The organism is Sphingomonas zeae (genome assembly GCF_014197135.1).
GTDB lineage: Bacteria > Pseudomonadota > Alphaproteobacteria > Sphingomonadales > Sphingomonadaceae > Sphingomonas > Sphingomonas zeae.
In genome coordinates this window covers 306,852-328,487 of the sequence record NZ_JACIFA010000002.1, presented here as the reverse complement: position 1 = coordinate 328,487, position 21,636 = coordinate 306,852, and the positions used below count along the sequence as shown (strand labels likewise).

General features: G+C 65.0%; 20 protein-coding genes and 2 tRNA genes. 6 read left to right on the top strand and 16 right to left on the bottom strand.

Going from position 1 to position 21,636, the window contains the following annotated elements:
* Positions 1-23 precede the first annotated feature (23 nt).
* From GGR45_RS04685 to lon, 4 genes are all read right to left on the bottom strand, one after another.
* Positions 24-794, bottom strand: coding sequence for an EAL domain-containing protein (locus GGR45_RS04685; RefSeq protein ID WP_246358049.1), 771 nt, complete (start codon positions 792-794; stop codon positions 24-26).
* Positions 795-965: 171 nt separating this feature from the next.
* Positions 966-1,040, bottom strand: a tRNA-Val gene (locus GGR45_RS04680).
* 61 nt (positions 1,041-1,101) lie between these two features.
* Entirely contained in the window at positions 1,102-1,374 is a 273-nt protein-coding gene (locus tag GGR45_RS04675) for an HU family DNA-binding protein (RefSeq protein ID WP_175312969.1), read from the bottom strand.
* Positions 1,375-1,586: 212 nt separating this feature from the next.
* Positions 1,587-4,013 carry an endopeptidase La gene (gene lon / locus GGR45_RS04670; protein WP_175312968.1) on the bottom strand — a complete coding sequence of 809 codons (2,427 nt, stop codon included), beginning with the start codon at positions 4,011-4,013 and terminating at the stop codon, positions 1,587-1,589.
* Between the two features lie 136 nt (positions 4,014-4,149).
* On the opposite strand from lon, the gene GGR45_RS04665 reads away from it, so the two are divergent.
* A complete protein-coding gene (locus tag GGR45_RS04665) occupies positions 4,150-5,904 on the top strand; it encodes a M1 family metallopeptidase (RefSeq protein ID WP_246358048.1) in 1,755 nt (584 codons plus the stop codon).
* Positions 5,905-5,956: 52 nt separating this feature from the next.
* Here GGR45_RS04665 and GGR45_RS04660 read toward each other — a convergent pair whose 3' ends face one another.
* The 6 genes from GGR45_RS04660 to GGR45_RS04635 form a co-directional block, all read right to left on the bottom strand.
* A complete protein-coding gene (locus tag GGR45_RS04660) occupies positions 5,957-7,084 on the bottom strand; it encodes a calcium:cation antiporter (protein WP_246358047.1) in 1,128 nt (375 codons plus the stop codon).
* 186 nt (positions 7,085-7,270) lie between these two features.
* On the bottom strand, positions 7,271-7,972 hold the full coding sequence (locus tag GGR45_RS04655) for a RibD family protein (RefSeq protein WP_175312967.1): 702 nt from the start codon (positions 7,970-7,972) through the stop codon (positions 7,271-7,273).
* A gap of 176 nt (positions 7,973-8,148) precedes the next feature.
* Complete coding sequence (locus tag GGR45_RS04650) at positions 8,149-8,739, bottom strand: GNAT family N-acetyltransferase (RefSeq protein WP_175312966.1); 591 nt, start codon at positions 8,737-8,739, stop codon at positions 8,149-8,151.
* Positions 8,740-8,812: 73 nt separating this feature from the next.
* On the bottom strand, positions 8,813-10,084 hold the full coding sequence (gene clpX, locus GGR45_RS04645) for an ATP-dependent Clp protease ATP-binding subunit ClpX (protein WP_175312965.1): 1,272 nt from the start codon (positions 10,082-10,084) through the stop codon (positions 8,813-8,815).
* Positions 10,085-10,196: 112 nt separating this feature from the next.
* Complete coding sequence (gene clpP, locus GGR45_RS04640; RefSeq protein ID WP_175312964.1) at positions 10,197-10,886, bottom strand: ATP-dependent Clp endopeptidase proteolytic subunit ClpP; 690 nt, start codon at positions 10,884-10,886, stop codon at positions 10,197-10,199.
* Between the two features lie 121 nt (positions 10,887-11,007).
* Positions 11,008-11,964, bottom strand: a complete 957-nt coding sequence (locus GGR45_RS04635) for a glycosyltransferase family 2 protein (RefSeq protein ID WP_175312963.1) — start codon at positions 11,962-11,964, stop codon at positions 11,008-11,010.
* 195 nt (positions 11,965-12,159) lie between these two features.
* On the opposite strand from GGR45_RS04635, the gene GGR45_RS04630 reads away from it, so the two are divergent.
* On the top strand, positions 12,160-13,548 hold the full coding sequence (locus GGR45_RS04630) for a hypothetical protein (RefSeq protein ID WP_175312962.1): 1,389 nt from the start codon (positions 12,160-12,162) through the stop codon (positions 13,546-13,548).
* A 73-nt stretch (positions 13,549-13,621) separates the two neighbouring features.
* Here the strand turns inward: GGR45_RS04630 and tig are convergent, their stop codons facing one another.
* Together tig and GGR45_RS04620 are read right to left on the bottom strand one after the other, a co-directional pair.
* Positions 13,622-15,268 (bottom strand): trigger factor, encoded by a 1,647-nt coding sequence (gene tig, locus GGR45_RS04625; RefSeq protein ID WP_175312961.1) that lies wholly within the window; start codon positions 15,266-15,268, stop codon positions 13,622-13,624.
* A 60-nt stretch (positions 15,269-15,328) separates the two neighbouring features.
* Positions 15,329-15,413: transfer RNA gene (locus tag GGR45_RS04620), tRNA-Leu, on the bottom strand.
* Positions 15,414-15,549: 136 nt separating this feature from the next.
* Here GGR45_RS04620 and GGR45_RS04615 point away from each other — a divergent pair.
* Together GGR45_RS04615 and GGR45_RS04610 are read left to right on the top strand one after the other, a co-directional pair.
* A complete protein-coding gene (locus GGR45_RS04615; protein ID WP_167334720.1) occupies positions 15,550-15,708 on the top strand; it encodes a hypothetical protein in 159 nt (52 codons plus the stop codon).
* A gap of 9 nt (positions 15,709-15,717) precedes the next feature.
* Positions 15,718-15,963, top strand: a complete 246-nt coding sequence (locus tag GGR45_RS04610; protein ID WP_175312960.1) for a hypothetical protein — start codon at positions 15,718-15,720, stop codon at positions 15,961-15,963.
* 263 nt (positions 15,964-16,226) lie between these two features.
* On the opposite strand, the gene gatB is transcribed toward GGR45_RS04610, so the two are convergent.
* The 4 genes from gatB to gatC are packed head-to-tail and all read right to left on the bottom strand — an operon-like array spanning position 16,227 to position 19,883.
* Positions 16,227-17,708 (bottom strand): Asp-tRNA(Asn)/Glu-tRNA(Gln) amidotransferase subunit GatB, encoded by a 1,482-nt coding sequence (gatB, locus tag GGR45_RS04605; RefSeq protein WP_175312959.1) that lies wholly within the window; start codon positions 17,706-17,708, stop codon positions 16,227-16,229.
* On the bottom strand, positions 17,705-18,121 hold the full coding sequence (locus GGR45_RS04600; protein ID WP_175312958.1) for a hypothetical protein: 417 nt from the start codon (positions 18,119-18,121) through the stop codon (positions 17,705-17,707). Before GGR45_RS04600 ends, gatB begins: the two co-directional genes overlap by 4 nt.
* Positions 18,115-19,596 (bottom strand): Asp-tRNA(Asn)/Glu-tRNA(Gln) amidotransferase subunit GatA, encoded by a 1,482-nt coding sequence (gene gatA, locus GGR45_RS04595; RefSeq protein ID WP_175312957.1) that lies wholly within the window; start codon positions 19,594-19,596, stop codon positions 18,115-18,117. Before gatA ends, GGR45_RS04600 begins: the two co-directional genes overlap by 7 nt.
* On the bottom strand, positions 19,596-19,883 hold the full coding sequence (gene gatC / locus GGR45_RS04590) for an Asp-tRNA(Asn)/Glu-tRNA(Gln) amidotransferase subunit GatC (protein WP_175313115.1): 288 nt from the start codon (positions 19,881-19,883) through the stop codon (positions 19,596-19,598). Before gatC ends, gatA begins: the two co-directional genes overlap by 1 nt.
* Positions 19,884-20,021: 138 nt before the next feature.
* Here gatC and GGR45_RS04585 point away from each other — a divergent pair, with 138 nt between their 5' ends.
* Both GGR45_RS04585 and ruvX read left to right on the top strand, forming a co-directional pair.
* Positions 20,022-21,128, top strand: coding sequence for a DUF3089 domain-containing protein (locus GGR45_RS04585; protein WP_175312956.1), 1,107 nt, complete (start codon positions 20,022-20,024; stop codon positions 21,126-21,128).
* The gene (gene ruvX / locus GGR45_RS04580) at positions 21,125-21,589 is read left to right on the top strand and encodes a Holliday junction resolvase RuvX (protein ID WP_175312955.1); all 465 of its coding nucleotides are present in this window, start codon (positions 21,125-21,127) and stop codon (positions 21,587-21,589) included. Before GGR45_RS04585 ends, ruvX begins: the two co-directional genes overlap by 4 nt.
* Positions 21,590-21,636 lie beyond the last annotated feature (47 nt).

The window sequence follows — 21,636 nt, the reverse complement described above, 5'->3', positions numbered from 1 at the left end:
GAAAGCCGATCTGCCCCTGCCCCTCAGGCGCTCACCGCCCGGGCTGGTTCCTCGGGCAGTTGCCCCGGCGGCAGACAGCGGAAGCCCGGCCGTGCGATCAGATAGCCCTGCATGTACCGCACGCCCAAGGCCCGAAGCGCGTCATATTCGCCGATCGTCTCCACGCCCTCGGCGATGACCGCCATACCCATCTTTTCGGCGATCCGCATCACGCCCTCGACGATCATGCGCCGGGGCATGGCTTGATCGATCCCCCGGATCAGCGCCATATCGAGTTTGATATAGTCGGTCCTGACCTGCCCCAGCAGGGTCAGCCCCGCATGGCCTGCGCCGAAATCGTCGATCGCGGTCCCGAACCCCATGCAATGATAGGCTTCAAGGATGGTCTTCAGATGTTCGCCATCCCCGATATTGGCCTGTTCGGAAAATTCGAAGATCAGCCGGTCATAAGGCAGGCTCAGCCGCCGTGCGGCGTCCAGCGTCGGCTCCAGGCATGCGAGCGGCGAGTAGACCGTATCGGGAAAGAAATTGATCGACAGCCGCGCACCCGACTCCCGCAGTCCCGCCGCCACCGCGCCCTCGATCGCGGCAACGCGGCATTGCTGGTCGAAGTCGTAGCGATCCTCGGGCCGGATCCGCGCCAAGATATCGGTCGCGCATTCGCCCTTGCTGCCCCGGACCAGGGCTTCATAGGCGATGGGCCGTCTTGCTTCGACATCCATGATCGGCTGGAACGCCATCGCGATGGCGAACGCCGGATGATCGGGACAAAAGCTGCGATACCCAGGCTGCATGAAACTCTCCTTTGCCGTTCAGCATAGGGAGAGGCCGCTAAGGGCACGTTAATTGCCGACCATCCGGCAAAAAATTGCCAGAACTCGCCGGATCAGCGGCCAGGAACAGAGAAGATTTGCCGATCAGGCTGTTCCACCATTCTTTCCAGGCCCTCTGAGCCATCGAAAAAATGGTGGGCGCGACAGGGATTGAACCTGTGACCCCACCCGTGTGAAGGGTGTGCTCTACCGCTGAGCTACGCGCCCGTAACCGGGAGACGGGCCTTTAGGCGGCGATCCGCCGCCTGTCCAGCCCCAAAAAAAGGAATTAGTTGACCGAGTCCTTCAGGAGCTTGCCTGGCTTGAACTTGGGCTGCGACGATGCCTTGATCGTCATCGGCTCGCCAGTGCGCGGGTTGCGGCCGGTCGACGCCTTGCGCTTGGAAACCGAGAAGGTGCCGAAGCCGACCAGGCGAACTTCATCGCCCTTTTTCAATGCGGTGGTAATCGATTCAAACACGGCATCGACCGCCTTGACCGCATCGCCGCGCGCCAGGCCTGAGGAGTCGGCGACGGTGGCGATCAGCTCCTGCTTGTTCATTCCATAACCCCCTATGATCTCGACACACACGACACAGGACTCGGTGCCGCCAAAATATTAAAGCAACGATAATGACGCGGCAGGCGATGCTGTCAAACCCCCGTCGTTATGCAAAGCGAACGATGACGCAAACAGAGCCCTGTGTCATCCTCATGACATCGTTTGAAAAAGGCCGCCGATCGTTCGACCGGCGGCCCCCTTTCGTGCGATGATCAGTGGTGGCGTTCGCCCCCCACCGCCGGGATCGGCGCTGGCGGCAAGGCGGCGAGCTCGTCCGCGTCGGTCCAGTCGATCGCCTCCAACGGCCCGACCAGTGCCAGGCGAAGCACTTCGTCGACATGCGCGACCGGTACGATTTTCAGGCCGTTCAGGATGTTGGCGGGGATATCCGCCAGATCCTTCTCATTCTCGTGCGGGATGAGGACGGTGGTGATCCCGCCCCGCAACGCCGCGAGCAGCTTTTCCTTCAGCCCGCCGATCGGCAGCACGCGGCCACGCAGCGTCACCTCGCCGGTCATCGCGACATCCTTGCGCACCGCGATTCCCGTCAGCGTCGAGACGATCGAGGTGACGAGGCCGATACCCGCCGACGGCCCGTCCTTGGGCACCGCCCCCTCGGGCAGATGGATATGGATGTCCTTGCGGTGGAACAGCGACGGCTTGATCCCGAAGCTGGGGCTGCGCGCCTGAACGAAGCTGAAGGCGGCCTGGACCGATTCCTTCATCACGTCACCCAGCTTGCCGGTGGTCTTCACCTGGCCCTTGCCCGGCACCGTCACCGACTCGATGGTCAGCAACTCGCCGCCCACCTCGGTCCAGGCGAGGCCCGTGACCGCACCGATCTGATCTTCCTGCTCGGAAAGACCGTGACGGAATTTCTGCACGCCCGCGAATTCGTGCAGGTTTTCCGGCGTGATCGTCACCGACGTCGCCTTGCCCTCCAGGATCTGACGCAGCGCCTTGCGCGCCAGACGCGCGATCTCGCGCTCCAGCGTGCGCACGCCCGCCTCGCGGGTGTAACGCTGGATCAGCGCACGCAGGCCCTCCTGGGTCAGCGTGAACTCGCCGTCCTTCAGACCATGCGTCTCGACCTGCTTGGCGATCAGGTGACGCTCGGCGATCTCGACCTTCTCGTCCTCGGTATAACCCTCCAGACGGATGATCTCCATGCGGTCGAGCAGCGGCTGCGGCAGGTTCAGCGTGTTCGCGGTGCACACGAACATCACGTCCGACAGATCGATGTCGATCTCCAGATAGTGATCGTTGAACTTGGCATTCTGCTCGGGATCGAGCACCTCGAGCAGCGCCGAGGCGGGGTCGCCGCGGAAATCCTGGCCCAGCTTGTCGATCTCGTCGAGCAGGAACAGCGGGTTGGACGTGCCGGCCTTTTTCAGGTTGGTCACGATCTTGCCCGGCAGCGAACCGATATAGGTGCGGCGGTGGCCGCGAATCTCGGCTTCGTCGCGCACGCCGCCCAGGCTCTGGCGGATGAACTCGCGCCCGCACGCCTTGGCGATCGACTGGCCCAGCGAGGTCTTGCCGACGCCCGGCGGGCCGACGAGGCACAGGATCGGCCCCTTCAGCTTGTTGGTGCGCGCCTGGACGCCCAGATATTCGACGATCCGGTCCTTGACCTTTTCCAGCGCATAATGATCCTGGTCGAGGATCGCCTGCGCCGCCGCTATGTCCTTCTTGACCTTGGACTTCTTGCCCCAGGGCAGGCCCAGCAGCACGTCCAGGTAATTGCGCACGACCGTCGCCTCGGCGCTCATCGGCGCCATGGTCTTCAGCTTCTTCAGCTCGGCGGTCGCCTTGGTCCGCGCTTCCTTCGACAGCTTCAGCGTCGCGATCTTCTGGGTCAGCTCGGCGATTTCGTCGCCGTCGCCGTCCTCGCCCTCATTGCCCAGCTCGCGCTGGATCGCCTTGAGCTGTTCGTTGAGATAATATTCGCGCTGCGTCTTCTCCATCTGGCGCTTGACGCGGCTCTTGATCTTCTTCTCGACCTGCAGGACGCCCAGTTCGCCCTCCATCAGGGCGTACGCCATCTCCAGCCGCTTGGCCGGATCGGTCTCGACCAGCAGCGCCTGCTTGTCGGCAACCTTGACCGAGATGTTCGCCGCGACCGCGTCGGCGAGTTGCGCGGCATCCTCGATCTCGGCGAGCTGCACCGCGGTCTCGGCCGGCAGTTTGCGGTTGAGCTTGGCGTAATTCTCGAACTGGTCGACCACCGAGCGCATCAGCGCGGCGATCTGCGCCTTGACGTCATGGTCCTGCTCTTCGAGCGCGGCTTCTTCCGCCTCGTCCCGCGTGACATCGATGGTCGCGGTCAGATGGGTGCCCGACTCGTCCAGCTCAACCAGGCGGCCGCGCGTCTTGCCCTCGACCAGCACGCGGACCGTGCCGTCGGGGAGCTTGAGCAGCTGCAGGACGCTGGCGGTAACGCCGATCTCGTACAGATCCTCACGCGCGGGATCGTCCTCGGCGGGGTCGAGCTGAGCGACCAGGAAAATTTCCTTGTCCGCCGCCATCGCTGCTTCCAGCGCCGCGACCGATTTGTCGCGGCCGACGAACAGGGGCACGATCATGTGCGGGAAGACGACGATGTCACGCAGCGGGAGGACGGGATAGGTCTGGGTCATGCAAACTCCGGTCGGCCCCGATCAGGGCCTCTTCGCATCTATATATGGGGAGGGTTGCCGATCCATCAATTCCCGCTGCGACGAGCCGCAACCAGACGGCTTGCCAAGTCGGGCCCGCTGCGCAACACCATGCAGCATGGATCGTATACGGAATGTCGCTGTCGCGCTGCTCGCCTCCTCGTTTCTCTGCGCCGCTCCAGTCGGTGCTCAAACGCCCAAGGCGCTTCCAGGCAAGGGTGAGCCGCCATTGACGGCGCAGACCATGATCTCGGGCGGGGTCCGTCCACCCGAACAGCTCGCCGTCCGCTTCGACCGCGCCGACCTGTCGTTCGAGGTGCTGCCCGATACACAGGAGTTGAACGGCATCGCGGTGCTGGACTTTACCGCAAAGTCGCCGCTGGCGCGGCTGGTGGTCGATCTGGACAAGAATCTTCCGGTCAAGGCGATCGCGATCGACGGCAAGCTGCTCAAGCCCGGTGCCTGGTCCAACCCGGAAGGCCAGCTGGTCATCACCCTGCCCCGCCCGCTCAAGGCCGGGCAGAAGGTCAGCGCTAAGATCACCTATGGCGGCACGCCGCATGTCGCGGTGCGCGCGCCCTGGGACACCGGCGTCGTCTGGGCGAAGACGCCCGATGGACGGCCCTGGTTCGCCACGACCGATCAGGGCTATGGCTGCGACCTGCTCTGGCCGTGCCTAGACTATCCGATGGGCGAGCCGGGCCTCGTCACGTTGCACATCACCGTGCCCAAGGGACTCAAGGCGCCGTCCAACGGCGTGCTGCTGGGCGTCGACACGCTGCCCGACGGCCGAACCCGCTGGAACTGGCGGGCCAAGCATCCTAATACCTATGCCATCGCGCTGAACGTCGGCCCTTATGAGGTGGTCGAGGGGAAATATAAGAGCCGCTTCGGCAACACGATCCCGATGTTCTACTGGTATCTGCCGGGCGAGAAGGCGAAGGCCGAAGGCCTGTTCGCCGAGTTCGCGCCGACGCTGGACTTCTTTGAATCGACCGTCGGCCCCTTCCCCTTCGGCGACGAAAAGCTGGGCGTGGTCGAAACCCCGCACAAGGGCATGGAGCATCAGACGATCAACGCGTACGGCAACGAATATGCCAAGGCGCCCGAAGGCTTCGACTGGCTGTTCCAGCATGAGTTCAGCCATGAATGGTTCGGCAACCAGCTGACCAATGTCGACTGGGACGATTTCTGGCTGCACGAAGGTTACGGCAGCTATATGCAGCCCTCGTACGGCCGCTGGCGCGAGGGCGAGGCGCGCTATGCGGTGATGATGGACGCGCAACGGGGGCAGATCGCCAACCAGTCCCCCATCGTCCATGACCGCAGCATGACCGAGCAGGACGTCTATGAGGAGGCCAAGGGCGGCCCGGGCCTGGACATCTATATGAAGGGATCGTGGATGCTCCACACCCTGCGCAACCTGATCGGCGACAAGGCATTCTGGGACGTGACCCGGCTGGCGGTTTATGGCCGCACCGATCCCAAACCGGGTAATTTCACACCTCGCTATGGCTCGACCAAGGAATATGAGGGCTTTGTCCGACAGGTGACGGGCAAGGACTATGGCTGGTTCTTCAACGTCTATCTCCGCCAGGCGGCATTGCCCGAGATCGTCGAAACGCGGAGTGGGGACAAGCTGACGCTGACTTGGAAGGTACCGGGCGGCGGCCCCTTTCCCCTGCCGGTCGAGGTGCAGGTGGGTGATAAGGTCCAGACGCTGCCGATGACGGACGGGAGCGGCACGCTAACCGTCCCGACCGACGCGCATGTGGTGGTCGATCCTTGGGCCAAGATCCTGAAACGCTCGGTGGCGATCGAGCAGTTCCGCGCGTGGAAGGCAGAGCAGGCGGCGAAGAAGAAGCCGAACTGAGGCAAGATCATCCCGCGCTTCGACTTCGGTCAGCGCGAACGGAATGAGCGATTTACGGCACCACCGTCACGAACAGATAGGCCGCGAAGATCACCAGATGCACTGCGCCGCCCAACACGGTGGTCCGGCCGTTGCCCAGCGTCAGCGTGATGGTGAATAGCGACAGGACCAGCAGGATCATCTGCTTGGCCCCGATCCCCAGCGCCAGCGGCAGGCCGAGCATCAGCGACACGATCGCCACCGCCGGAATGGTCAGCCCGATCGTCGCCAGCGCCGAGCCGAGCGCGAGGTTCAGGCTGGTCTGGAGCCGGTTGCGCTTGGCCGCCCGGTACGCAGCCAGGCTCTCCGGCGCAAGGACCAGCGCCGCGATCACCACGCCGACGATCGCGAGCGGCAGGCCCGCGCCCAGGATCGCTGCCTCGACGATCCCCGACAGCCCCTTGGCCAGCAGCACCACGCCGACCAGCGCGACCAGCAGCATCCCCAAAGCGGCCCAGGCCGCCGCATTGGTCGGCGGCTCGGCATGGGCGTCGCCGGGCATGTCCTCATCCGCGGGCAGGAAATAGTCGCGGTGGCGCACCGTCTGCACCATGACGAAGGTGCCATAGAGGATGACGCTGACGATCGCGACGAAGATCAGCTGCGATGTCGCATAGGTCGGCCCCGGTGCGGACGAGACATAATTGGGCAGGACCAGCGACAGCACGACCATCGCAGTCAGCACATTGAGCGACGAACTCGCGCCGCGTAGCGAAAAGCGCTGTTCGCCATGCTGGAATCCCCCGGCCAGCAGGCAGAGGCCGACAATGCCGTTCAGGATGATCATGATGGCCGCGAAGACCGTATCGCGCGCCAGGCTGGAGGCGTCGCCCGCATCGGATAACATCAGGCTGACGATCAGCGACACCTCGATCACCGTCACCGCGACCGCCAGGACTAGCGTGCCGAAGGGCTCGCCGACGCGGTGGGCGACGACTTCCGCCTGATGGACGGCCGACAGCACGCATCCGAACAGGATGAAAGCAGCGACGACCACCCCGATCGTCCCCATCTTGTAGAGCGATACCGCGATGGCGAGCAGGCCCAGCAGCGGGAACACCAAGGTCCACCAAGGCATCAGCAGGCGCTGGAGCAGCGCGCGCTTCTGTCCGGCGGTGACGATGGCGTCGGGTTCGCTCATAATGGGTCGGACCTCCTTCTCGGCATGGCATGGAATGATGACATCCCTGTCATGCCAATGCGCCAACCGCCCTGTTGGCTCCCGACCGAGACCGAAATCGTTGCGATAGGGCAATAACTGCCCTCGCCGTTCACGCTTCCGATGGGAGAGGGAGGAAGGTACGGAGCGCCGGAAGGGCGAGGGTCGTCAGGCGAGCGCCGGATTCTCCACCTTGTACCGCAACCAGACCTCTCCGCCCGGCAGCACCTCATGATGGGTCAGCGTCAACCCGGTCAGCGGGGCTCGCATGTCCGCATCCTGCTCGCCCGAATGAAACAGGCTCGGCGCCCCCACTGCGCCGTCGATCGCGGGGCAAAGCGCCATGCTGATTTCATCGATCAACCCGGCACGCAGGAATTCGCCATTGGCGGTACCACCGCCCTCGACCAGCAGCGTCTCGACGCCCAGTTCCCGGTTCAGGATTTCGGGAACGGCACGCAGGTCGATCATGTCCGCACCGGCAAAGATATAGGAAACCCCGTCGCTGCGCAGTCCGGCGAGATGCGCGTCGGACACCGCCTCGGTCAGGACGACGACGATCGGATCGCCGCCAATGTCACCCCGCCCCCAGACGATCTTACCCCGTCCGTCCAGCACGACGCCGAACGCGTCCGCTTCGCGTCGAGCGAACCAATGTTCGCGCGGGAAACTCTCGTCGGTGTCGGGATAGCGATCGCCCTTGGCGAATTCCTGACCCGTCACGCGCCCGACGATCCAGGCATCGCCGCCGATCCGGTCATGCAGATCCTCGAACAGATCGCCAGGCTTGTAGCTATCGGGGCGCCAGCGACTTTGCAGGATGCGTCCGTCCAGGCTGCAAATCATGTGACAGATCATATGGGGCTTCATCGCGGCGTCTCCTGTTCGGAGCGGCAACGCTTAGGATGAAGCCAATATCCTCCCCGCCACGGGGAGGTGGCAGCGCGTCAGCGCTGACGGAGGGGGCCTGCCTCATCGTAAGTCCTTGGCGACACGCCCCCTCCACCATCGCTGCGCGATGGTCCCCCTCCCCGTTCCGGGGAGGATCAGGCACCGACCGGTCGCATCATCGACCAGAAACGCGGACCACCTTTCGGCACCGACCATTCTCCGGTCAGCTCAAACCCCAGCCGCGCGTAAAGCCCGACATTGCTCTCGGTCGCCGTTTCCAGATAGGCGGGCACGCCGTCCGCGTCACACCGCGCCAGCCCCGCCCGGATCGACGCGCCACCCAGCCCGCGTCCCTGTCGCGCAGGATCAACGCCCGCGATATGCAGATACCAGAATGGCTCGCTCGGGAAATGCGCCTCGACCGCATCGCCCAGCCGCATCGCACGGGGCAGAGACGCCCCCAGCGCATGCAGCACCGGGATCAGCCGCCGGGCAAAGGCCATGGTCGGAACATGCGCCTGCCCCGGCGGACGCCAGAACGTTCCGGCGTCCGCGTCCTGGCTGACCAGCCGCATTCCCACCCCATCGCTGTCGAACAGCAGCCCGAACAGGCGCTGCAGGCGCTTGGCCCGGTCGGCGGCATCGGGGAAGATGTAGGACATTGCCGGATCATCGGCAAAGGCGCGTCCCAGCATCGTCGCCACCGCTGCCCGGTCTCGGGCTCCGGCTTCTCGGATATTTACCATCGCATCATCACACGAAAACGGGCGCCTCCCCGGGGAAGCGCCCGCCATCCATTCCAAGACGTCACGCCGCCGATCAGGCCGCTGCGTCGTCCTTTTTCTTGGCCTTCTCCGCATAGACGCGGATCGGCTCCTTGCGGCCCTCGACCACGTCCTTGTCGACCATCACCTCGTCGACGCCGTCCATGCCGGGCAGGTCGAACATGGTGTCGAGCAAGATGCCCTCCAGGATCGAACGAAGCCCGCGAGCGCCGGTCTTGCGTTCGATCGCCTTCTTGGCAACCGTGGTCAGCGCGTCGTCGGTGAAGTCGAGCTCGACGCTCTCCATCTCGAACAGCTTCTGATACTGCTTCACCAGCGCGTTCTTCGGCTCGGACAGGATCTTGACCAGTGCCGAGATGTCGAGGTCTTCCAGCGTCGCGATCACCGGCAGACGGCCGACGAATTCGGGGATCAGGCCGAACTTCAGCAGATCCTCCGGCTCGGTCTGGCGCAGATATTCGCCGGTCCGCTTTTCTTCCGGTGCCGCGACATAGGCGCCGAAGCCGATCGACTTGCCCTGCAGGCGGTCGCCGATGATCTTCTCGAGCCCCGCGAACGCGCCGCCGCAGATGAACAGGATGTTCGTCGTGTCGACCTGCAGGAATTCCTGCTGCGGATGCTTGCGGCCACCCTGCGGCGGAACGCTGGCGGTCGTGCCTTCCATCAGCTTCAGCAGCGCCTGCTGAACGCCCTCGCCCGACACGTCGCGGGTGATCGAGGGATTCTCGGCCTTGCGGCTGATCTTGTCGATCTCGTCGATATACACGATGCCGCGCTGCGCCCGCTCGACATTGTAATCCGACGCCTGGAGCAGCTTGAGGATGATGTTCTCGACATCCTCGCCGACATAGCCCGCTTCGGTCAGCGTCGTCGCGTCCGCCATGGTGAAGGGCACGTCAAGGATGCGCGCCAGCGTCTGCGCCAGCAGCGTCTTGCCGCAGCCGGTCGGGCCGACGAGTAGGATATTCGATTTGGCGAGCTCGACATCGGCGCCCTTCGCACCGTGGTTCAAGCGCTTATAGTGGTTGTGCACGGCGACCGACAGGACACGTTTGGCCTGCTTCTGCCCGATGACATAGTCGTCGAGCACGTTGCAGATTTCCTGCGGCGTCGGCACGCCACCATCCTTCTTGGACACCAAAGCGGACTTGGTCTCCTCACGGATGATGTCGTTGCACAGCTCCACGCACTCGTCGCAAATGAAGACGGTCGGCCCCGCGATCAGCTTGCGCACCTCGTGCTGCGACTTGCCGCAGAACGAGCAATAGAGGGTGCTTTTCGAGTTGCCACCGCTCACCTTGTCCATCAATCACCTCTCGCACCTATGAGGCGGTGCGCTACCGTTGCCGGGGTGCGCATCGTACCGCACCCCGATAAAGTCACAATCGAAATAAACCGTTCACGCTGAACGACCCGTCTTATGCCGCGGTCGATGCGTCGTCGGCCGGGGTGGGACGCTTGTCGAACACCTGGTCGATCAGGCCGAACTCCTTGGCTTCCTCGGAGCTCATGAACTTGTCACGGTCCATCGCGCGTTCGATCTCCTCGAGCGGCTTGCCGGTGTACTTGGCGTACAGCGTGTTCAGGAAGTGCCGCATCCGCAGGATTTCGCGCGCCTGGATTTCGATGTCCGCGGCCATGCCTTGCGCTCCGCCCGAAGGCTGGTGGATCATGATGCGGCTGTTCGTGGTCGCGACACGCATCCCCGGTTCACCGGCGGCAAGCAGGAAGCTGCCCATCGAGGCGGCCTGGCCGATGCACAGCGTGCCGACGCGCGGACGGATATACTGCATCGTGTCATGGATCGCCATGCCCGCCGTGACGACACCGCCCGGCGAGTTGATGTACATGTAGATGTCCTTCTTCGGATTTTCCGACTCAAGGAACAGCAGCTGCGCGCAGATCAGCGAGGCCATGCCGTCCTCGACACCGCCGGTGACGAAGATGATGCGCTCGCGCAGCAGACGGCTGAAGATATCGAACGACCGTTCGCCGCGGTTCGACTGTTCGATGACGATCGGAACCAGCCCGGCCTGCGTCTGCCGGAGCCCGACGCCAGCCTGCGCCAGCGGGCTCGCGAAATCGCCGGTCTCGAACGGATTGTGCATGGAATTCTCTCTTATGCCCAGAAGAGCCCCTATGTCGCGTGATGACCGCGCATATTCAAGCCCCGGCGGCGCACCGACGCGCCGCCTGGGTCGTTTATCGCGTTCAGGGATGAAAATCCGATTAGCGGGGGTTCCCGGGCGCGGGCAGCGCCAGATAGGCGAGCCGCCGCACCTCTTGCCGTCCGCGTACCACGGTATCGAGGATCAGCCCGGTGAATATGTTCAGCGCGGCGAGCAGCATCAGTCCGGTCGACAGGATCGCGGTCGGGAAACGGGGCACCTGATGCGTATCCAGATAGGTCAGGATGATCGGCACGGCGAGCAATATGGCGAGCGCGGCGAACAGGGCCGCCACCGCGCCGAAAAACCACATGGGCCGCTCGATCCGGTACAGCTTCATGATGGTGCGCAGGATGCGCCAGCCGTCCGAATAGGTGGACAGTTTGGACGCCGACCCCTCCGGCCGCGCATAATAGGGCGTGGTGATCTCGGCGCAGGGCATTTTGAGCTCAAGCGCATGGACGCTGATCTCGGTTTCGATCTCGAAGCCGACCGAAAGAACCGGGAAGCTCTTGACGAAGCGGCGCGAGAAGACGCGGTAGCCCGATAGAATGTCGGTGAAGCTGCGCCCGAACAGCTTGGCGAGCATCCCCGTCAGTATGGCGTTGCCGAAGCGATGCCCGCGGCGATAGGCGAGTTCGGCCTCGCTCACCCGCTGGCCGACCACCATGTCGAGCTGTTCCTCGACCATGCGGGCGACAAGGGCCGGTGCCGAGGCCGCGTCGTAGGTCGCATCGCCATCCGCCATGACATAGATGTCGGCGTCGATGTCGGCAAACATCCGCCGCACCACCGCGCCCTTGCCCTGAATACGCTCCGACCGGACGACCGCCCCCGCCGCGCGTGCCACCTCAACCGTGCGGTCGCGGCTGTTATTGTCATAGACATAGATGGTCGCGGTCGGCAGCGCCTCGCGAAAGCCCGCAATCGTCTGCGCGATCGCCGCTTCCTCGTTATAGCAGGGCAACAGCACCGCAACGCGGCGGTCTGCAAAGCCGCCCAAATCCGCAACCGACATGATGATCCCCAATCCCTCGCTCGCGGCGCCTTATGGTGGCACCGGGATGCTCCGCAACCCCCTTGCCCGTGGGTGCTTGATCATCAGGCCGATCCCGGGACGGCCCAAGAGCATGTCATTCAAACAAGGTCGGCGATTTGCACCTAACATCAATTCGCGGGAAGCATGGCGCAGGAAATGTTAAAGGGAACAGCCATGCTTACTGGGCGCGATTCGACACGCCTGAAAAGCCAGCAGCTTGCGGTGCTCACTGCCAGCTCGCTGATCCTGTCCTGGGTCGCGATCGCCAATGGCTTCCCCTTGGTCTTCGCCGATTCGGGGACCTATCTGCGGATACCGCTCGAACTCTATTATCCGACCGATCGGCCGCCCATCTATGGCCTCGCAATCGGATTGCCGCTTTGGCTGATAGGCATCTGGGGAATTGTTGCCGTTCAGGCGATCGGCAGCGCCCTGATCATCGCGATGACTCTGTCGATCGGTTGGGGGCGCCGGCGTCCCTTGGATGTGGTGGCAACCTGTGCCTTTCTGGCCGTAGCGAGCAGCCTCCCCTGGTTCGTCGGGCAGATCATGCCCGACCTCGCCACCGGCTTCATACCGCTGGTGCTGTTCGCCCTGCTCGCCCGCCCCACCGATACGCCGCTGTGGCAACGCGCGGGACTGGCCGCGGTGCTGACGCTGCTGATCGCCGTGCATCTCAGCCATGTGCTGCTGACGGCGGGGCTGCTGGTGCTCGCCGCCATCGCGATGCGGCTCACCGGCACCGCACGGCGCGAGACGGTCCGGCGCTCGTTACCCGCCGCCCTGGCCATCCTGATAGCGCTCCTGGGCCTGAGCAGCCTGAACCGTGTGGCGGGTTATGAGTTCAGGCCAGCTCTGTCGTCCGATACCTTCCTATTGGCACGACTGTTCGACGGGCATGTGGCGCAACCGACGCTGGCCCGGCTTTGTCGACGGCAGGCGCTGGCGCATTGCGCGGTGCGGCCGCTGGTCGACGATCCCGCCATCGCCAAGCCGGGCCAGGCCTATCTCTGGGACCAGCGCTCGCCGATCGGCACGATGCTCCGTCGCGATCGGGCGGGCGTCATTGCCGAGCAGCGGCGTATCATCCGCACCGTCCTGCACGACGATCCCGGCGGTGTCGCGACGCTGGCGTGGCAGGGCTTTGCCGAACAATTATCAACCGTCCGCAAGGGCGTCCTTCCACCCTATACGGCCGATATGCAGATTTCGCGCATTCTGAAGGCGCGGCTGCCCGGCGATTTCCAAGCCTTCGAAAATTCGCGGCAACAGCGCAATGCGCTCGGTCCGTTGAAATTCGCACCGGATGTCGCGGTCGCCGTGGCGGTCGTCCTGCTGCTGCCCCTGATGCTGGTCTGGGCGATGCGGCGTCGACAATGGCCGCTGCTGGGCCTGACGGGGCTAGTCGTGGCGACGCTCCTGCTCAACGCAGCGATCACCGGCGATCTGTCCGGCCCCGACGATCGTTACCAAAGCCGCGTGCTATGGCTGTTGCCGCTGCTCGCATCATATTTCGCCATCGCCTTTGTTCGGCGTCGCACGCCGCAAACGCGCACGGCCTGAACGACAAAAGGGCGACCGCTTGCGCGGCCGCCCTTTTCATCAGCTGGCGGGCCGAAGCCCGCTCAGACCGTTCTTACTCGGTCGGCGCAGCCTTCTTGGCGCGCGGCTTCTTCGCGGGTGCGTCGGCGGCGTCCGCTTCGCCTTCCGCCGGAGCAGCGGCCTTCTTGGCGCGCGGCTTCTTGGGCGCAGCTTCCTCGGTCACTTCCGCTTCGCCCTCGGCAGGCGCCGCCGCCTTCTTGGCGCGGGCGGGCTTTTTCTCCGCGGCGGGTTCGTCCGAAGCGGCGTCCTCGGTCACGTCGGCCTTCTTGGCCTTCGCCTTCGACTTCTTGGCACCGTGGTCGTGATCATGGTCGTGATCATGATTGTGGACGTGGGTGCCGGTCGCGAAACCGTCTTCGCTCTCGATCGCGGCTTCCAGCTCCTCGCGGGTGGTTTCGCGATCGGTGATCTCGGCCTTGCCGAACAGGAAGTCGACGACCTTGTCCTCATAGAGCGGGGCGCGCAGCTGGGCGGCGGCCATCGGCTCCTGCTGGACATACTGGATGAAGCGCTGGCGATCTTCCGGGCCATACTGCTGCGCGGCCTGGGCGATCAGGCGGTTCATTTCCTGCGCGGTCACTTCGACGCCATTGGCCTGGCCGATCTCCGAGAGGAGCAGGCCCAGACGGACGCGGCGCTCGGCGATCTTCTTATAATCGTCGCGCTCCTTCTCCATCTCGGCCTTGGCGGCCTCGGGATCTTCCTCGTGCGTCGCTTCATGCTCGAGCTGCGCCCAGATCTGCGAGAACTCAGCCTCGACCATCGACGGCGGCACTTCGAAGTCATGACCATCGGCCAGCTGGTCGAGCAGCTTGCGCTTCATGTACGTGCGGGTCAGGCCGTTATGCTCCTGCTCGATCTGCCCCTTCAGCAGACCGCGCAGCTGCTCCAGGCTCTCCAGGCCCAGATTCTTCGCCATCTCGTCGTCGATCTTGGCTTCGCCGGCGGTCTTCACCGACTTGATCGTCAGGTCGAAGGTCGCGGGCTGGCCGGCCAGGTCCTTGGCGGGATAGTCCTCGGGGAAGGTGACCGAGATCTGCTTCTCTTCACCGGCCTTCACGCCGACCAGCTGGTCCTCGAAACCGGGGATCAGGCGACCGCCGCCGATCTCGACCGCCATGTCCTCGCCCGAGCCGCCCTCGAAGGCGACGCCATCGGCGGTCTTGCCGACGAAGTCGACGGTGACCTGGTCGCCCTGCTCGGCGGCCTTGTCGCCCGCATCGTCCCAGCGCTTCTGCTGGTCGGCGAACTTCTGCAGCTGCTCGTCCACCGCCTCGTCGGCGACCGGCACGGTCAGGCGGTCGAGCTTCAGCGCGTCGATCGCAGGCGTCGGAACGGTCGGCAGAACCTCGAGCGTGACGTTCAGCGTGGCGTCCTTGCCCTCTTCATAGTCGCCGACCAGCTCGACCTGCGGCTGCATCGCGGGACGCAGGTTCTGCTCGGCGATCAGCGACTGCACGCCTTCCTGCAGCGCGGTGTTCAGCGCGTCCTGGAGGAGCGCCGGGCCGTGCATCTTGCGCACCAGGTTCGCGGGCACCTTGCCGGGGCGGAAACCGGGCATCTTCATCTGCGGAGCGATCCGCTTCAGCTCGGCATCGACCTTACCCTCGATGTCCTTGGCAGTGATGGTGAGCGTGTAGGCGCGCTTCAGCCCCTCGTTCAGCGTCTCGACAGTCTGCATCTAAAGGCCTTCAATCTGGAGAAATTCCGTGTGGCTGTCGCCCCGTTCTTGACCGGGGACTGGTGCGGGCGAAGGGACTCGAACCCCCACATCTTACGATACTGGAACCTAAATCCAGCGCGTCTACCAGTTCCGCCACGCCCGCACGAGGACACCGCCGATGGGCGCGCGTCTATATCACCATGGGCGGCTTCGGCAAGGGACAACAGGCAACATCGGCGTGTCCGGTGCGTTTATGCCCTCCCCAGCCGGAAAAACGGCTCAATTTACGGAGAGCGAGAATGGCCACCCAGCCCCCGCCCGAAAGCCCGCAGCCGACCCAACCGGCCCAGCCCGATACGCCGCCCCCCGAAATCGTGCCGCCCGGCCCGGACATCGACCAGCCCGCCCCCGGCGTCGGCCCCGGCGATCCCGGCACCGCCCAGCCACCGCAGATTTGAGAGGAGCCGATGATGGCGACCAACCCCGAAAACCATCCCGATAGCCCGCCGAGCGAGGCGCCCGAGAACAACCCCGACAGCCCACCGCGCGACGACCCGCGCAGCGACATCGAACAGGCGGTCGAGGCGCGCTCCGATGCGGTCAAGCGTGGCGAAGGCGGTGAGGAGCCGGTGACGTTTACCGATACCGGCGAGCATGATGGTGTCGGTGGCACCGGCGGCGTGGTGCGGAACCAGGATTTGGACGCGCAGTAATTGAGGGGGGCTCGGTGAGACCCCTTTGCCCTCCCCAAGCCCCTCCCGCTTGCGGGAGGGAAGACGCTTGGGGTGAGGGGTGAAAGATTAACCCCAGGCCGCTCGATAAGCCCCCAGCTCATGAAAGCGCAAGCCGCCCGCCCCTGGGCACGCCCCTCCCGCAGGCGGGAGGGGATGGGGGAGGGAAAGCCACAAGCTACGCCCTCTGCGAGGCTCCCTACCCTCCCCCAACCCCTCCCGCTTGCGGGAGGGGGAGTACGCGATCACCCTGCCAGCGCCTTCTTCAGCAGGTCATTCACCACGGCCGGGTTCGCCTTGCCGCCCATCGCCTTCATCGTCTGACCGACGAAGAAGCCAAACAGCGCTTCCTTGCCTGCGCGGTACTGGCCCAGCTGGTTGGGGTTCTTCTCCAGAACCTCCGCGATCACCGCCTCGATCGCGCCGGTGTCGCTGGTCTGCTTCAGGCCGCGTTCCTCGACGATCTTCGATGGACCATCACCCGTCTCCAGCATGATCTCGAACACCTGCTTCGACAGGCTGCCCGACAGCGTGCCGTCCGCCACCAAGGCCAGCAGTTCGGCCGCCTGCGCAGGCGATACCGGGCTCTCGGTGATGTCCTTGCCCAGCCGGTTCAGCGCGCCGAACAGCTCGGCCGCGACCCAGTTCGCCGCCTGCGCGGGCTTGGCCTGCGAACCTTCCAGCGCGTCCAGCAGCGTGTCGAACCAGCGCGCCGTTTCGACCTCGGCGGTCAGCACACCCGCATTATACGGGGTCAGGCCCAGCGCCTCGTAGCGGCGACGCTTGGCGTCGGGTAGTTCGGGCAGGCTGGCACGGCACTCCTCGAGGAAGGTGTCGGTCAGTTCCAGCGGCAACAGGTCGGGATCGGGGAAGTAGCGATAATCATGCGCATCTTCCTTCGACCGCATCGAGCGCGTCGTGCCGCTCTCGACGTTGAACAGCCGTGTTTCCTGGACGATCTTGCCGCCATCCTCCAGCACCGCGACTTGACGCTTAGCCTCATATTCGATCGCGGCCATGACGAAGCGAACCGAGTTGACGTTCTTCGTCTCGGTGCGCGTGCCGAGTTCATCGCCCACCCTGCGCACCGACACGTTCACGTCGGCGCGCATCGAGCCTTCTTCCATATTGCCGTCGCAGCTGCCGACATAGCGCAGGATCGCCCGCAGCTTACGCAGATAAGCCCCTGCTTCGGCAGGCGAAGCCATATCCGGGCGACTGACGATTTCCATCAGCGCCACGCCCGAGCGGTTGAGGTCGACATAGGAGCGCGTCGGATGCTGGTCGTGCATCAGCTTGCCCGCATCCTGCTCGACATGGATACGCTCGACGCCGATCCGCTTGGTCGGGCCGTCGGGGTTCTTCTCGTCCAGGCCGATCTCGATCGCGCCCTCGCCCACCAGCGGGTGATAGAGCTGGCTGATCTGATAGCCCTGCGGCAGATCGGCGTAGAAGTAGTTCTTGCGGTCGAAACGCGACCATTTGTTGATCTGCGCATCGATCGCCATGCCGGTGCGCACCGCCTGACGGATGCACTCCATGTTGGGGACGGGCAGCATGCCGGGCATTGCGGCGTCGACCAGCGACACCTGGGTGTTGGGCTCCGCCCCGAACGCGGTCGCTGCGCCGGAGAACAGCTTGGCGTTGGTGGTGACCTGGGCATGGACTTCCAGGCCGATCACGACCTCCCATTCCCCCGTCGCGCCCTGGATGCGATATTCGCTCATGTTCGATCTCGATGATGAAGATAGTTGATCGCCGTCAGGACGGCGTTGCTGCCCAGCAGGGCGACGATCCAGCAGGTCGACAGGATGCGCAGGACGGATGTCTCGAAGCCGAGATGCCGCGCCTCGCGCAACCCGATATAGGCCGCGCCCGCGCCCAACAGCAGGAACAGGACACCCAGCCGCACCTCACCACGCAGGATCACGCTGTTGCCCACGCACAGGCACAGGATGAAGCCCGCCACACCCAGGAAGAAGCGTGCCAGCGTGTGATGGTCGAAGGGCTGGCTTTCCATGTGGCTGAGCGACACGCCGACATAGGCGCTCAGGATCGCCCCGAACGCGACGTTCAGGGCGCCCTGCGCCTCCCGCAACACGGCGATGTTGCGGGCCGAAAAGGCGCGGTCGCTTACCACCAGGCCTGCGGACGCGCGGTGAAGCCCGCCCGCTGTTCGATCGCCAGGCTGGCGTTCAGCACGCCCTGCTCGTCCAGCGGCTTGCCGATGATCTGGAGACCGAGCGGCAGCCCGTCCTTGTCCAGACCGCCCGGCACCGACATGGCGGGCAGCCCGGCCAGCGAGGCGGGCACCGTGAACACGTCGTTCAAATACATGGCCAGCGGATCGGCCTGCTTCTCGCCCAGCGCGAACGCCGCCGACGGCGCGGTCGGGGTCAGCAGCACGTCGCATTGCTCGAACGCGCGCTCGAAATCGCGGGCGATCAGCGTGCGGACCTTCTGCGCCTGAGTGTAGTATGCGTCGTAGAAGCCTGCCGACAGCACATAGGTACCGATCAGGATGCGGCGCTTCACCTCGTCGCCGAAACCGGCGGCGCGGGTTGCGGCGTACATGTCCTGCAACCCCGCGCCCTCGGGCAGATCGCGCAGGCCGTAACGCACGCCGTCATAGCGGGCGAGGTTGGACGACGCCTCGGCGGGCGCGATGATGTAGTAAGCGGGCAGCGCGTACTTGGTGTGCGGCAGCGAAACCTCGACGATCTCCGCCCCGGCATCGCGCAGCCAGACAATGCCCTGCTGCCACAAAGCCTCGATCTCGGCGGGCATACCGTCGACCCGGTATTCCTTCGGCACGCCGACCTTCTTGCCCTTCAGATCGACCGACAGCGCGGCTTCCCAGTTGGGCACGTCGAGCTTCAGCGAGGTCGCGTCCTTGGCGTCGAAGCCCGCCATCGCCTCCAGCATGATCGCGCAGTCGCGCACGTCGCGCGCCATCGGCCCTGCCTGGTCGAGCGAGGAGGCGAAGGCGATCGTGCCCCAGCGCGAGCAGCGGCCATAGGTCGGCTTGATGCCCGAAATGCCGGTAAAGGCGGCGGGCTGGCGGATCGAGCCGCCGGTGTCGGTACCCGTCGCGCCGGGCGCCAAGCCTGCCGACACCGCCGTCGACGACCCGCCCGACGACCCGCCGGGGGCGAGCGGTGCGGTGTCGTTCGGCCGCCGCCAGGGCGAGATAACATTGCCGAACGCGCTGGTTTCGTTGGACGAACCCATGGCGAACTGATCGAGGTTCAGCTTGCCGAGCATCCCCGCGCCCGCATTCCACAGATTCTGCGAAACCGTCGACTCATATGGCGGCACGAAGCCTTCGAGGATCTTGCTGGCGGCGGTGGTTGCGACGCCCTTGGTCGCGAACAGGTCCTTCATGCCGATCGGCACGCCCGCGAGCGGCTTCAGCGTCTCACCGGCGGCGCGCGCGGCGTCGGCCGCATCGGCGGCGGCGAGCGCATGGTCGGGGGTCTTGACCAGAAAGGCGTTGAGCTGGTCGGCAGCGGCAACCTTGGCGTTGAAGGCCTCGGCGACTTCGCGCGCCTTGAACTGGCCGTCGCGCACGCCGTCACGAATGGCGGCGATGCCGAGCGTCGTTAGGTCGGTCATTATTCGATCACCTTGGGCACCGTGAAGAAGCCGTGTTCGGCCTGCGGCGCATTCTGCATGAGGAGGTCGCGGATGCCGCCGTCATTGACGACGTCTTCACGCAGGCGAAGCTGGTTCGGGATCACCGCGGTCATCGGCTCGACCCCTTGGGTGTCGACCTCGCCGAGTTGTTCGATCCAGCCCAGGATGTTCCCAAGCTCGGGGGCGAGGCGCGTCGCGTCCTCCTCGGTGATCGCGATGCGGGCTAGGCTCGCGATCTTCTTCACGGTTGCGGTATCTACGGACATGGATTTGCGGCTAGCATCGCCGCGCGGCTTCACGCAACGCTTTTGCCGTATCGGCGATTGCATCCGGGGCATGTGGAGGCATCATGAATAGCAATTGCGGGCCTTTCGATTTTGCTGCACCGCACAACGGAGTATGATTTGGCACGCAAATTCCTCTATGTCGTGGCGGCGCTCATCGTGCTGACGATCGCGGCGGCTTTTGCCTATCGGCTGTTCGGCAACCAGTTGCTGCGCTGGTCGACCGTACCGTCCGAGTCGTTCCAGACCCAGGCGGCGACGCGCGCGGAGGAATATCGCGACAGCAAGATGTGGCTGGCCCGGCCAGACCTGCCGGGCAACCCCGCCTTGTGGGTGCCGACCGGCTATACCCCCGGCCAGGCGGGTCGGGGTGCAGCGGTCTTCTTCATCCACCCGACCTCCTATATCAGCAAGGCGCACTGGAACGCCCCGCTCGACGATCCCGAGACCAATGGCCGAGCCGAGCTGTTCCTGCGCGGACAGGCCAGCGCCTTCAATGGATCGGGGGACATCTGGGCGCCGCGCTATCGCCAGGCGACCTTCGGCGCATTCCTGACCAGCATGGCGGATGCCGAACGCGCGCTCGACCTTGCCTACAGGGACGTCGACGCCGCCTTTACCGCGTTTCTGGCGCAGGTCGATCCCAACCGCCCGCTGATCCTCGCCGGACACAGCCAAGGCGCGCTGCACCTGTCGCGGCTGCTGACCGACCGGGTGGCGAAGGATGCCAGCCTGAAGCGGAGGATCGTCGCGGCCTATGTCGTGGGCTGGCCGATCTCGATAACCGCGGACCTGCCCGCCATGGGGCTGCCCGCCTGCGCGAAGCCCGATCAGACGGGCTGTATCCTCAGCTGGCAGAGCTTCGGCGAGCCCGCCGATCCGTCGCTGATCCTGGGCGTGTTCGACCAGACCAATGGCTATACCGGCGCGCCCCGGAAGGACACCGCGATGCTGTGCACCAATCCGCTGACCGGCACGCCTGGCGGGGAAGCGCCCGCCACCGCCAATCTGGGCACGCTCTATCCCTCGCCGGACCTGAAGACCGCCGCCATCGTGTCGGGCAAAGTTCCCGCCAAATGCGAGGGGCGCGGCATCCTGACCATCGGCGAAGGGCCGAGCGTCGGCCCCTATGTGCTGCCCGGCAACAACTATCACGTGTATGACTATAGCCTGTTCTGGGCGAATGTCCGCGCCGATGCGGAGCGCCGTTTGAAAGCCTTTCGATGAGCCTGATCACCACCGACCGCAGCGAGTTTCGCGCCGCCCTCCCCTCGGGCGGGCGGCTGATCGGGCTGGACGTCGGCACCAAGACGGTCGGCACCGCGCTGTGCGATGCCGGATGGAGCTTCGCCAGCCCCGCGACCCTCATCCGACGGACCAAGTTCACCAAGGACAAGGAAGCGCTGATCGCGATGATCGCGCAACAGGGGGTACGAGGTCTGGTCGTCGGACTGCCACTCAACCTCGACGGCAGCGAGAGTCCGCGTTCGCAATCGACCCGCGCCTTTGCCCGCAACTGCGCCGATCTCGGCCCGATCCTGCTCTGGGACGAGCGCTGGTCGACGGTCGCGGTCGAACGGACGATGATCGAACAGGATATGAGCCGCGCCAAGCGCGCCGAGCGCATCGACAACCTCGCCGCCGCGCATATCCTGCAGGCCGCGATCGATGCGCTGGTGATGGCGTGAGACAATAAGCCCGCTTGCCCATCGCGCCGCCCCCCGCTACCCGGCGG